General features: G+C 42.7%; 10 protein-coding genes. 6 read left to right on the forward strand and 4 right to left on the reverse strand.

Annotated features, from left to right (window positions below; genetic code table 11):
* Positions 1–161 precede the first annotated feature (161 nt).
* A complete protein-coding gene (gene metF, locus RBI_RS00590; protein WP_022288686.1) occupies positions 162–1,016 on the reverse strand; it encodes a methylenetetrahydrofolate reductase [NAD(P)H] in 855 nt (284 codons plus the stop codon).
* 280 nt (positions 1,017–1,296) lie between these two features.
* Here metF and RBI_RS00595 point away from each other — a divergent pair, with 280 nt between their 5' ends.
* Positions 1,297–2,712, forward strand: a complete 1,416-nt coding sequence (locus RBI_RS00595) for a sugar transferase (RefSeq protein ID WP_051706787.1) — start codon at positions 1,297–1,299, stop codon at positions 2,710–2,712.
* A 249-nt stretch (positions 2,713–2,961) separates the two neighbouring features.
* On the opposite strand, the gene spo0A is transcribed toward RBI_RS00595, so the two are convergent.
* Together spo0A and spoIVB are read right to left on the reverse strand one after the other, a co-directional pair.
* Positions 2,962–3,744 (reverse strand): sporulation transcription factor Spo0A, encoded by a 783-nt coding sequence (gene spo0A, locus RBI_RS00600; RefSeq protein ID WP_022288684.1) that lies wholly within the window; start codon positions 3,742–3,744, stop codon positions 2,962–2,964.
* A gap of 270 nt (positions 3,745–4,014) precedes the next feature.
* Entirely contained in the window at positions 4,015–5,241 is a 1,227-nt protein-coding gene (spoIVB, locus tag RBI_RS00605) for a SpoIVB peptidase (RefSeq protein ID WP_022288683.1), read from the reverse strand.
* A gap of 249 nt (positions 5,242–5,490) precedes the next feature.
* Between spoIVB and RBI_RS00610 the strand changes: the two genes are divergently transcribed.
* The 5 genes from RBI_RS00610 (at position 5,491) to RBI_RS00630 (ending at position 10,686) form a co-directional block, all read left to right on the forward strand.
* Positions 5,491–6,129 carry a hypothetical protein gene (locus RBI_RS00610; RefSeq protein WP_038670282.1) on the forward strand — a complete coding sequence of 213 codons (639 nt, stop codon included), beginning with the start codon at positions 5,491–5,493 and terminating at the stop codon, positions 6,127–6,129.
* A 138-nt stretch (positions 6,130–6,267) separates the two neighbouring features.
* On the forward strand, positions 6,268–7,167 hold the full coding sequence (locus RBI_RS00615) for a LacI family DNA-binding transcriptional regulator (protein ID WP_051706225.1): 900 nt from the start codon (positions 6,268–6,270) through the stop codon (positions 7,165–7,167).
* 246 nt (positions 7,168–7,413) lie between these two features.
* Positions 7,414–8,781, forward strand: a complete 1,368-nt coding sequence (locus tag RBI_RS00620; protein WP_038670284.1) for an ABC transporter substrate-binding protein — start codon at positions 7,414–7,416, stop codon at positions 8,779–8,781.
* 73 nt (positions 8,782–8,854) lie between these two features.
* Positions 8,855–9,823: a carbohydrate ABC transporter permease gene (locus RBI_RS00625; RefSeq protein ID WP_022288679.1), complete on the forward strand. Its 969-nt coding sequence runs from the start codon at positions 8,855–8,857 to the stop codon at positions 9,821–9,823.
* Positions 9,823–10,686, forward strand: coding sequence for a carbohydrate ABC transporter permease (locus RBI_RS00630; protein ID WP_081855888.1), 864 nt, complete (start codon positions 9,823–9,825; stop codon positions 10,684–10,686). Before RBI_RS00625 ends, RBI_RS00630 begins: the two co-directional genes overlap by 1 nt.
* Positions 10,687–10,845: 159 nt before the next feature.
* Here RBI_RS00630 and RBI_RS00635 read toward each other — a convergent pair whose 3' ends face one another.
* A complete protein-coding gene (locus RBI_RS00635) occupies positions 10,846–12,123 on the reverse strand; it encodes an aminotransferase class I/II-fold pyridoxal phosphate-dependent enzyme (RefSeq protein WP_038670287.1) in 1,278 nt (425 codons plus the stop codon).
* Positions 12,124–12,571: the final 448 nt, after the last annotated feature.

The following is a 12,571-nucleotide window of genomic DNA, read 5'->3' on the forward strand; positions in this document are numbered from 1 at the left end:
CGCCGTCCCCTACATTTGGGTGCAGTGTTTATACAATGTAATAATCAGTAGGATCGTGAAAAAATGAAACGGGCGAACACTGTTCGCCCCTACAGTTGGTCTGTGCGGAAAACAAAAAAGCAGGCGGAGATCAATTCTCCGCCTGCTTGCGTTTGTGTAGATCAGAAAAGCGACTTCACCGCTTCACATATCTTCTCCGCTATATATGGATTGTTCATGGTGTAAAGGTGTATGCCGTCTACATCATTGGCGATGAGATCTACTATCTGCGATACCGCATAGGCTATGCCTGCATCTCTCATTGCTATTGGGTCGTTCTCGTATTTGTCCATTATCTTTAGAAACTTCTTCGGCAGGGTCGCATGACAAAGAGTTGTCATTCTAAGTATCTGCTTTTTGTTGGTCACAGGCATTATTCCTGCTTCGATAGGCACGTTTATCCCTGCTATGGCTGTTTTTTCTCTGAAATCGTAAAATGTGCTGTTGTCAAAGAAAAGCTGGGTGATAAGCTGTGAACAGCCTGCGTCTACTTTATCCTTCAGGTGCTTTATATCATCTACTATGCTGTCGCACTCCGGGTGACATTCAGGATAGCATGCGCCTATTACGTTCATGTCGCTGTGTTCTTTTATGAAAGATACAAGGTCGGAAGCGTAGTGAAAATCACCTGCCGGCTCAAAATCAGGGTTTCTGTCACCTCTCAAAGCAAGTATGTTCTCAATATTCGCAGACTTCATCTCTTCAAGTTGCTCTAATACTCGTTCCTTTGTCTGATAAAGGCATGGAAGATGTGCCACCGACTCTATCTTGTGGTGATTTTTTATAGCCGAGCATATGTCGATAGTTGCATTGTTCGTGCTTCCGCCTGCTCCGTATGTTACGCTGATAAAATCAGGGTTAAGTGGCTGGAGCTGTGATATTGTGCTGTATATGCTCTCAACAGGCGTTGAACTCTTTGGTGGGAACACCTCAAAGGATAATGTTGTCTTTTTCTTGAAAAGCTCGCAGGTCTTCATTTATTTTCCTCTTTTCTGTTATCTATATAAAAATATATTTTTTATTTTTTGTAAAGTATATTATAACACAAAATTCCTAGTAAATCAATAATTTTTATTTTATGGTCTTCCATAGCTTAAAACTATATCGAATGGAGATACAGGTATTATCTTGAAAAATCAGGCTGAAAAAGGTGGCAGTCGGTGAAAATTGTGTGTAATGCTTGATTATTGGCGAAAAGTATGCTATACTTTACTCATTGAGCAGATAACAAAAACAGCAGAGAAAGGCGGTTTTTTGTTGAATAACAGAGATCAGTTCAAAAAGATACTTAACTATCTCAGTGCACTTGTTATAATCTGTGCCTTTATGAAGTGCTTCGACACGGTTTGGAACAACTTTTACAACAAGGCGATGCGTGACCCGTTCTGGCATAATGGTAACATTCTTATGGTGGCTATCTATGCGGTGCTCTATATATCCATGGCAAAGACCTTTAACGGCTTCCGTCTTGGATATGATAAATTCACGGGGCTTTTTGGCTCGCAGGTGCTGGGTGTGCTGGGTGCGAATTTTATAGAATTTATACTCGTTTCTCTTATCGGACGAGGCAGGCTCAACATAGCGCCCATACTTGTTATGACGGTAATTCAGGTGGTCATAGCCTTTGCGTGGAGCTATGTTTTCACTTGGATATATCAGGCGGTATACCCTCCACGGCGAATGATAATCGTTTATGGAAACAAGAACGCTAAGTACCTTGTTTCAAAAATGAGCGTAAGAAATGACAAATACAGGATATGCGCTTCTATAAGCTGTGAGGAGAGCCTTGAGGATATCGAGCGTGAGATATTAAAACACGAGGCTGTTATAATCTCGGATATCCCAAATGACCTGAGAAACAAGCTTTTGAAATTTACTTTTGAAAATTCTATCAGGACTTATATAAACCCTAAGCTGTCAGATATTATCGTAAGGGGTGCGGAGGATTTCCACCTTTTCGATACGCCCCTTTTGCTGGCGAGAAATGACGGCTTGCGCTGGGAACAGCGTGCGATAAAGAGAATACTTGACATTGTGCTGTCGGCTGCCGCACTGGTGGTGGCGTCACCGTTTATGCTAGTGACGGCTATTGCAATAAAGGCTTATGATGGCGGTCCTGTGCTTTATTCTCAGAAAAGGCTCACAACGGGGGGCAGGGTGTTCAAGGTATACAAGTTCAGAAGCATGATAGTTGACGCTGAAAAGAAAAGCGGTGCGACCCTTGCAAAGAAAAATGACAGCCGTATCACTCCTATAGGTAAGTTTATAAGAAAAGTAAGGATAGACGAGCTTCCACAGCTTATAAACATACTAAAGGGCGATATGTCGTTTGTAGGGCCTAGACCTGAGCGGCCTGAGATCGCGCAGAAGTATGAAAAAACAATGCCTGAGTTCAAATACAGGCTGAAAGTCAAGGCTGGACTTACGGGCTATGCGCAGGTAATGGGAAAGTATAACACTACGCCTTATGACAAGCTGAAGCTTGACCTTATGTACATAGAGCATCAGTCGCTTATGCTTGATCTTAGAATATTCTTTATGACGGTAAAGACCTGCTTTATACCAGAAGCCACTGAGGGCGTAAAGGATTCGGCTCCTCTTGAAACTCACCGTGACAGGATAGAGCATGACAACAGCAAGGACGAAAAGAACAGCGAAGAGATAAAGCTGTGATAATATGAAAATGCAGAGGGCGGATCATTTTCGCCCTCTTTTTTGTATTTTGTGTGTAGGGGCGACCTGAGGTCGCCTGTGTTCGGAAATGCAACGTCACACCCAAAGCGAAAAAGTTTGTCTTATTGCAAATTTAGCAGGCGAACAAAGACGGACGAACACTGTTCGCCCCTACATTTATCAACAAGTAACAAAAGAGCAGAACGTGAAAATGCGTTCTGCTCTTTTTGCATATATGACTTATGACCCCTAGACCGCCATGGTGGTCTTGAATTTAAGGCTTATTTTGTCTGCGATAAGTGCGATAAATTCGCTGTTTGTGGGCTTGCCCTTGCCTGTGTTTATGGTGTAGCCGAAGAAGCTGTTGAGGGTGTCGATATCTCCTCTGTCCCATGCTATCTCAATGGCATGGCGTATGGCTCTTTCCACTCTGGAGGGCGTAGTTGCGAATTTTTTTGCCACTGCAGGATATAATAGCTTTGTAACGCTTTCAAGCATTTCCTTATCGTTCACGGACTGTATGATAGCTTCCCTGAGATAGTGATAGCCCTTGATGTGGGCAGGTACGCCTATCTGATGGATTATGTCTGTGACGATTATCTCAAGGTTTATGCTCTGCTTGTTTTTCGTATAGCTTGAGTCGGAGGATATATCGGTGTCGATATCCAGCATGGACTTTATCCTCTCGCCAAGTATCTTTATGTCGAATGGTTTGAGCATGAAATATGATGCTCCCGCGTTCATGACCTGTGTTTCTATAAATGAGTTCTCATAGGCGCTTGTGATTATAAAAAGCGGTTTCTGATAGGACGAGTTCTGTATCTTTCTGATAAGCTCGATTGCGTCAAGGCTCGGCATCACTGCGTCTGCGATAACAACGTCCGGCTGTTCGTTTTTGATAGCGTCATAGATAGTAAGTCCGTCCTTGGGACGTGTTATCACGAAAAAGCCCATTGCTCTCAGTGAGGAAGCACACGCTACCCCGTACTGTGCCGAATCGTCGCCAATAAGAATTTTGATCTTGTTTGTCATTGTCATTTCCTCCGTCGTATAATCTGTCATTTTTGTTTGAGAGCGTTTGTTTTAACTCTCTTTCACAAGATAAATGATAACACATTTATTTGTTAAATGCAATAGTTTTTTAGAAAAATCGTCAACAAATTATCGACTTATTAATGCAAAGTGTACAAATATCAGTGCGTGAATATGCCAAAACAAGATAATTAAGCATTGTTCGACTGTAGATGATATTTTTCTCTATGCAAAGCCTTTTCATAAATCGACAGCGATCGGCAAAGGTCGCTAACCTGCGTTTTCTATGGTGCTTTCGGCAAGCTCTGAGGTCTTTGAATACATTTCGTCAGCGAAGATACCGTAGCCTTTGGCGGTGTCCTCGATAAAAACATGGGTCACTGCGCCCACGAGTCTTCCGTCCTGAATGATAGGCGAGCCGCTCATGCCCTGCAAAATGCCCCCTGTTTTTTCAAGAAGCGTCTTGTCAGTTATTTTGATAACAAGGTCATGCTCGGCAGAATCTGAGAGATTTATTTGCTCGATAGAAATTTCGTACTCTTTTGGTCCGTCATTGTCAATAGAGGAGAGTATTTTGGCTTTGCCGGGGTGTATTTCCTGACGGAAGCCGAGAGGAAACTCTTTTGCATTTGGGCAAGGGTTTGCATTCAGTGTGCCGAACACGCCGCTTTCGCAGTTTTTCAGGATATCACCTGTGGAGGCGGAGTTTGCAAACTCGCCTAAAAGCTGTCCCGGACAGCCTGAGCGTGACTTGTTGAAGCCTGTGAGGTTTATTTCGCCAACTGTGCCTGCGGAGAGGGGGAGGGGTTCTTTTGTGTCTGCGTCACATACGGGGTGACCAAGGCCTCCGAAAGTTCCGTTTTCAGGGTCATAGAATGTGAGAGTGCCTATGCCTGCGGAGGAGTCACGCACCCACATTCCTGCTTTGTAGCTTCCGTTCTCAAGGCGTGGGCAGAGCTTGAAGGTCAGGTCGTTGCTTCCACGCTTTATGCGCACTGAGCAGGCTTCACCGTTTGAGCTTCTGATTATCTTTGCAACGTCTGCGTTGCTTTTGACTTTTTCTCCGTCGATAGATACTATAACATCGCCCTCTCTTATACCGCAATCTTTGGCAGGGCTTGAAGAATCCACCTTTTGCAGATCGACTACCATTACGCCCTCTGTGAGAAGCTTTATGCCGAATGGCTGTCCGCAAGGATAAAGCATTGGTCTTTCCATTGTCTTTGATTCAACCTCCTTGACTGGCACTGCCCCAAAAAGCATGAGCATATTTTTTGTGTATCGTGATGCTCCTGACGAACCGCCTGACACCGCCACTGTCACCTTGCTTTCGCAGGGCTTTGAGGATATGGTGAAAAAGGAGTTCACGCTAAGCTCGCTGCCCTTTGAAACAAGGTAGAAATCGGGGAGCGTTGTGGAATAAAATCCTATAAGACCAAACAGCCCCAGCAGTATTATCCCTGTGACGCAGGCTGTTTTTTTGAAAAATGACGACATTTTTTCACGTTCCTTTCTGTTTTTCTTTTCGCTTTTATTGTTGACCTGCTGAGAAATTTAATTCAGCCGTCGGCATAAGTATTATTTGTCTTGGAAAGCCTTTTTCAATTTTATTCTGCCTTCTTAACAGTGCAAAGGAAGAAAATTTCATTTGTATGTGTTGAATTTCGTGGCATACTATGATATAATAAAATATCTGATGAGAACACTATGATACGATAATATTTTAATACATAAAAGAGGTACATTATGTCAAAAAAAGACAGACTTAAAGCACAGAAAGAAAAGCAGGACAGGCTCAGAAAAGAAGAGGAGCTTGAAGAACAGAGAGAGCGTGAGGAAGCCAGAGAAAGGCAGAGCCGCTCGGCGAAAAAGATGATGAAAAAGGCGAAACGCACAAAACCGAACGGTGAGCCTGTTTATTATCTTATTTTGAAGCTTCTTATGATAGTGCCGTTTGCGTATTCGGGATTTTTCTACGGCGGTGTAACTATCGTGGGCATCATGGGCAAGTATATAGAACCCGTTCCGCCAAAGTGGGTGCTGTGGGCAATGGCGGCAGGCGTTGTTGTTATGTTTGCAGGAATATTGTTTGCGTTTTTCAAAAAATATATCGTTTCCTTTATACTTAGCCTTGGGGGCATGATATCGTTTCTTAAAGCGGGCGGATATCTTATAAAAAGGATACAGGACAAGCTGAGCAATTCGGCTGTAGATCAGTCTTTGCAGAATATGGATAAGGAATATATGTGGAGATTTTATCCTATAATAGGCGTTGCTGTTATATCAGCGACTCTGCTCATCTGCACTATAATAAGAAAACTCATTGAGCGAAAAAGACTGCAAAGAGAGAGGGATAACGCTCCTGTTGAGAGCATTATCAACTGATTTTGGTCTGCGTTTTTGTGTAAATGTGAGATTTTGCAATATTCTATTGACTTTATGTCATAAAATGATATAATTGAATGAGAATGTTATCAGAGTTTATTTTAAGGAGTTCATTAAGAAGAAAAAGCGGTGAGAATTTTGAAGAAAGCAGTTACACTTATAGATATAGCCAAAGCCTGTGACACAAGTAATGTCACTGTGTCAAAAGCCCTTGCAGGAAAAAGCGGAGTTAGCGATGCTCTCAGAGAGAAGATAAAGCAGGTCGCTGACGAAATGGGTTATGTGGGCGTTAAAAGCACTCAGAACAGGGGAGGAAATACTATCGGTGTGCTTATCCCATCAAAATTCATCAATCCTAACGGTTCATTTTATTGGGCATTGTATAACGCTCTTGTAACAAGGCTCAAAAAAGAGAATATGTTCTGCATAATGGAAAATTTAGATCAGGAGGACGAGGACAGGCTCATGCTCCCGCATTGTATCGAGGACAAGCAGGTTTCAGCACTTATTTCACTGGGACAGCTTTCAAAGAATTATGCAAAGCTTCTTAATGACAATGTGAAAGATCTTGTACTGCTTGATTATTATGTGCCGTCCTTAGACTTGGACGCTGTTGTGACAAATGGCTACAGCGGAGGCTACAAGCTTACTTCATATCTTATAAAAATGGGTCACAAGAAGATAGGATACATAGGAAGTAAATTTGCCACAACGAGTATTTTTGACAGATATATGGGCTATGTAAAGGCTATGATAGAGCATGGCTATGAGGTCAACGAAAAGTGGCGTATCGACGATCGTTACAAGCGTGATTTTATCACTATGACTTTCCCTGAGGACGATATGCCAACGGCTTTCGTATGCAACTGCGACGAGGCGGCTTACCGTGCAATAAGACAGCTCCGTGGCATGGGATATAACGTGCCTGAGGATATTTCCATCGTGGGATATGATAACTATTTGATCTCCGAAGTTTCAGACCCGACTATCACGACTATAAACGTTGACGCAGATTATATGGCGGACCTTGCGGCATGACCCCGTTGGTTGTGTCGGTTGTCTGATCTTGGCGACAGTCTTTGTTAAGACTGTCGCTATTTTTTTTGTGCATATTGCTAAAATTCAAGTCCTTAAGTTTATATTTGTTCACAAATTTGCGATTAAAAAGATATTAATTTCTAAAAAGATATTGACTTAATATTATTTAGGATGTATACTTAATATTGTCGTTGAAGACAAATTAATTTACTTAATAAAATTAAGCTAATTCGGAGGTTATCAAGTATGAAAGCAAAGAAGATATGTGCCGGTGCAATGGCACTGGTTTTGTCAATGGGAACAATGAGTGCGTTCACAGGCTGCGGAAGCTCTACAGATTCAAGCAGCAAGGCTGTTACACCTGAAGTATCGCAGGCTGATATCAAAGACTCATTCGACGCAAAGGGTGCAAAACTGGAAGTTCTTACGAACAGAACTGACAGAAAAGAGGACGGCAAGCTCGACGCTCTCACAGACAAGTTTGAGGAAGCTTACAACTGCACAGTTGAATACACTGCATACAAGGATTACGATACAGATGTAGCAACAAGAATGGGTACAGATGATTACGGCGATGTTCTTTGTATACCTTCAAGCCTTAAGCTTGAGGAACTTCCTACATATTTCGTATCTCTCGGAACTTATGACGAGTTCAAGGACACATATCGCTGGTCAGACAAGAAGATGACGGCTGACGGCAATGTTTACGGACTTGCAGTAGGCGGAACAGCTACAGGCGTTCTTTACAACAAGAAGATATGGGAGCAGGCTGGTATCACAGAAACTCCTAAGACTCCTGACGAGTTCCTTGCAGATCTTCAGCTCATCAAGGATAACACAGACGCTATCCCTTACTACACAAACTTCAAGGACGCAAGCTGGACTATTACTCAGTGGCAGAACCTTGTTCTTTCAGCAGCAGGCGGTGCTGAAGCTGAAAACAAGCTTCTTCAGGATAAGAGCGACCTCTTTGTAGAGGGCAACGGCTATTATGAAGTATACAAGCTGATGTATGATCTGTTCTCAAAGCCTGACCTTCTTGAAGAAGACCACGCTAACACAGAGTGGGAATCATCAAAGGTATGGTTCGGTGAGGGCAAGATCGCTACAATGGTAATGGGTTCATGGGCAGTTTCACAGTTCATGGAACAGGCTGAGAACCCTGACGATATCGGTTATATGCCTGTTCCTGTCACAGCGGCTGACGGAAAGGTATACGCAGAGGAAGGTCCTGACTATACTCTCGGCGTAAGTGCAAACTCCAAGAATCAGGATCTTGCAAAGGCATATGTTGAGTGGTTCGTTTCTGATTCAGGTTTCTCTGAGCAGGAGGGTATGATCTCAACAGTTCAGAACAAGGAGCTTCCAAGCACACTGTCAGGATTCAAGGACGCTGTATTCTTCGAGAAGGCTGTTTGTCCGGATGACCTCGTTGGTAAGTTCGACGAGATCGACAAGGAGTCAGGCGTTGGCGTATGGCAGGGCGACGAGGACAACTTCAAGATCAAGCTTGCTGAGGCAGCATTCGCAGGCAAGGGCGACGACGGTTTCAACGAGATCATCGCTGATGTAAACAAGAAGTGGGCTGCTGCAAGAGATAAAGTTCTCGGCTAAGACTTAAGATAAATCCCTTATCAGGTACAGGCATTGTTCCTGTGCCTGATAATTGTGTTCAGGAGGACCTCAAATGCAAAACGGCAATAGAAAAGGCATTGCACAGTGGTCAAAGACTTATGCGGGTAAAAAGTTCTATACTTCTATACTGTTTCTTGCACTGCCGATAATCCTGCTTGTAACGTTTACCTTTATCCCTGCTCTGGATATGGTCATATTCAGTTTTCAGAACAGAGACCCATACGGCACTAACCCTACATATGCAGGCTTTTCAAATTATGTAACGATATTCACCGACAAGGACTATCTTGAAACTTTCAAGAACAGCCTTTATTATCTTGTTGGTTCATTCATTCAGCAGGCACTGGCTTTGCTGCTGGCGTCTATCCTCTGCTCAAAGATAAGAGCAAAGGGACTTTTCAAGGGAATACTTTTCTTCCCTTATCTTATGAACGGTGTTGCGGTATCTATCATATTCCAAAGATTTTTCCTCAAAGGTCAAAAGGGTCTTACCCCTGACGGAACGCTCAACACTATCCTTACCACACTGGGCCTTGACCCGATACTGTGGTTCGATGTTGACAGGCCGTTTCTTGCAAACTGCTGCTTGGTGTTCATTTCCATATGGAAATACATAGGCTTTGATATCATCATGTATATCGGTGCTATCCAGTCTATTAGCCCTGACCTTTACGAGGCGGCTGACCTTGACGGTGCGAACCCATGGCAGAACTTCAGATATATCGTATTTCCAAGCATAAAGCCTATCATCTCATTGCAGCTTATCCTTGCTGTAAAGGGTGCTATCTCAGTATTCGAGATACCATATATCACAACAAAGGGCATGATGGGCACTACCACATTCGTTATCAAGACTATCAACACGGCGTTCTCGCTGAAAAAGGTGGGTCTTGCTTCGGCAATGGGTATCGTGCTGCTTATCATAACGATAATCGTAACGTTTATACAAAAATACTTCTTCCGTGAGGACGACAAGACCCCTAAGGAGAACAAAAGGAGCAGAAAGGGGGCTGTGAAATAATGGCACAGAATGAAAACAAAGATTCAAAGCCGCTTTATATCGGCTCAAGGGTACTGAACATTTTCAAGTATGCTTTTCTTATACTCTGCTGTCTTATAGTAATAGTACCGATACTTGTTGTGCTCATAGGCTCGCTGAAAACTTACAAAGAGCTTTCAAACACCACGGTGTTCACTCTTCCGGAAGTGCCTCAGTGGGAGAACTTCAAGACAGCGTTTTTTACACAGAACATTCTTCTTGCATTCAAAAACACGGCTATAATCATTGTTGTATCCTGCGTTGGTTCGATAATAACAGGTACGATGACGGCTTATGTCGTTCAGCGCTTCAACACCTATTTTTCAAGAACAGTAAAGACAGCGTTCCTTATTGCAACGCTTCTGCCTAATATCACAATGCAGGTAACGGTATTCCAGATAGTTTACAAGCTTGGTCTTTACAGATCTATGCTTGCACCTATCATTTTGAATATCGGTACTGATATTATTTCTATCTATATTTTCATTCAGTTTTTGGGGCAGATATCATATTCCCTGGACGAAAGTGCTATTATGGACGGCGCTTCTTATCCAAGGGTTTATTTCAGCATAATTCTCCCTAACCTTAAGCCTGCAATAGCAACAGTGCTTATCATCAAGTTCGTTGGTATCTACAACGATTTCTACACTCCAAAGCTTTATATGCCTGATGATGACCACGTTGTTATCTCAACTGTGCTTTACAATCTTATGAACGCCACTTCTGTACAGTGGGAGGTAGTTTTTGCGGGAATCGTAATTTGTATCATTCCGACTCTTATTATATTCCTCTTACTGCAAAAGTACATCTACAGCGGACTTGTTTCGGGAGCTGTAAAAGAATAAGCTTTATTCCCATTTTAATTTCCTTACCATAGCGGGCGGTATGACCTTTTAGGAGGTCGATACCGCTTTTGCTTTATAGGCAAACAAAAAAAGCGATGAACCTTTTGCAAGGTCATCGCTTTTTTATATAGAGAGTATTGTTATCTTGACTTAGTTGAATTATTTTGCAAGAAGCTTTTCTACACTTGCAAGCTTAACTGCTGTAGCGAACACGTCGGCTGCAATTTTAAGCTCGTTCTCAGGCGGGAATGTAGGAGCAATTCTGATGTTTGAATCATCAGGGTCCTTTCCGTAAGGGTATGTCGCACCTGCACCTGTGAGGACTACGCCTGCCTCTTTGCAAAGCTGACAAATTCTCTTTGCACAGCCGTTAAGAGCGTTGAAGCTTATAAAGTAACCGCCGTTTGGCTTCTCCCAGCTTCCGATTCCCAGAGGTGCTATCTCCTTTTCGAGAGTGTCAAGAACTATCTTGAACTTAGGTTCGATTATAGCTCTGTGCTTCTTCATATGCTCCATAAGGTTTTCATATGTGCCGAAGAACTTAACGTGGCGGAGCTGATTTATCTTGTCATAACCGATAGTCTGAACTGTCATCATAGATTTGAGGTACTTGATGTTCTTTTCAGATGACGCTATCATTGCAACGCCTGCACCAGGGAATGTTACCTTTGAAGTGGAGGCAAGCATATAAACTCTGTCAGGGTTGCCTGCCTTTTCGCACTCGTCAAGAATGTTGAGAAGTTTGTCAGGCGTATCAGAAAGGTGGTGGATACAATATGCGTTATCCCAGAATATCTTGAAATCCTTAGCCTTTGTCTTCATGGCTGCAAGACGTTTTACTACTTCGTCAGAGTATGTTGTGCCTGTAGGGTTAGCATACATTGGAACACACCATATACCCTTTATAGTATCGTCTTCGGCAACGAGCTTTTCTACCATATCCATGTCAGGACCGTTTTTGTCCATTGGAATGTTTACAAGCTCAAAGCCCATTTTTTCTGTTATAAGAAAATGTCTGTCATATCCAGGAACAGGGCAGAGCCACTTGACTTTTGTGTCCTTCCAAGGCTTCTCACCATCGCCTGTGCCAAAAAGCACGAACTTTGCGATAGTATCATACATGATGTTAAGGCTTGAGTTTCCGCAAATGATAAGCTCATCAGGTGTTACGCCGAGCATAGGAGCAAAAAGTGCCTTAGCCTCAGGCAGACCGTCAAGACCGCCGTAGTTTCTACAATCTGTGCCGTCCTCAGCGAAACAATCCTCGCTGCTCTTTACTGCTGTGAGCAGACCCTCTGTCAGGTCGAGCTGTTCGGCAGACGGCTTTCCTCTTGCCATGTTCAGCGAAAGTCCCTGAGCCTTGAAATCGTCATATTTTTTCTGGACTTCTGCTTTGAATGATGCCAGTTCCTCTGCAGACATTTCTGTTAGTTTCATATCAATGTCCTCCACTTGTAAATTATAAATTATAGTACACTATTATACAGAACAATTCGGCAAATCCCGACTTGCGCCGCACTCTGCCGAACGTATCCGATATCCTTACTTATATTGTATACCCTTTTCACTGTTTTTGCAAGTGCTTTTTTCTATTCTTGCAAAAAATCAGAAACTTGCACGAATATGCTTATGCTAATATGACCATTATGGGCAACTTTTATAATTTACATTCAAAATACTGCCTGATATTTCATTTTTATCATGGACTTGGCGGAGAACGGACGTGCAGGCGGATAAAGTCGCATATTTTTAGTGCGATGCAAAAATATGAAACCAAGCAAATTGTTAATAAAATGTTAAATTTAAGAAGAATACGTTTACATATAAATTTTAAACGTTTTCAGCAAAAATAGGGGCTTGAATTTTTTCTGAAAGTGTGTTTTAA

Source organism: Ruminococcus bicirculans (ex Wegman et al. 2014) (assembly GCF_000723465.1).
GTDB lineage: Bacteria > Bacillota > Clostridia > Oscillospirales > Ruminococcaceae > Hominimerdicola > Hominimerdicola aceti.

Excerpts from the sequence above, each read along its gene's own strand:
- RBI_RS00630 (WP_081855888.1), top strand. The coding sequence starts at position 9,823 with ATGGCACAGAATGAAAACAAAGATTCAAAGCCGCTTTATATCGGCTCA.
- spo0A (WP_022288684.1), bottom strand. The coding sequence starts at position 3,744 with ATGACAAACAAGATCAAAATTCTTATTGGCGACGATTCGGCACAGTAC.
- RBI_RS00635 (WP_038670287.1), bottom strand. The coding sequence starts at position 12,123 with ATGAAACTAACAGAAATGTCTGCAGAGGAACTGGCATCATTCAAAGCA.
- RBI_RS00620 (WP_038670284.1), top strand. The coding sequence starts at position 7,414 with ATGAAAGCAAAGAAGATATGTGCCGGTGCAATGGCACTGGTTTTGTCA.
- metF (WP_022288686.1), bottom strand. The coding sequence starts at position 1,016 with ATGAAGACCTGCGAGCTTTTCAAGAAAAAGACAACATTATCCTTTGAG.
- RBI_RS00625 (WP_022288679.1), top strand. The coding sequence starts at position 8,855 with ATGCAAAACGGCAATAGAAAAGGCATTGCACAGTGGTCAAAGACTTAT.
- spoIVB (WP_022288683.1), bottom strand. The coding sequence starts at position 5,241 with ATGTCGTCATTTTTCAAAAAAACAGCCTGCGTCACAGGGATAATACTG.
- RBI_RS00610 (WP_038670282.1), top strand. The coding sequence starts at position 5,491 with ATGTCAAAAAAAGACAGACTTAAAGCACAGAAAGAAAAGCAGGACAGG.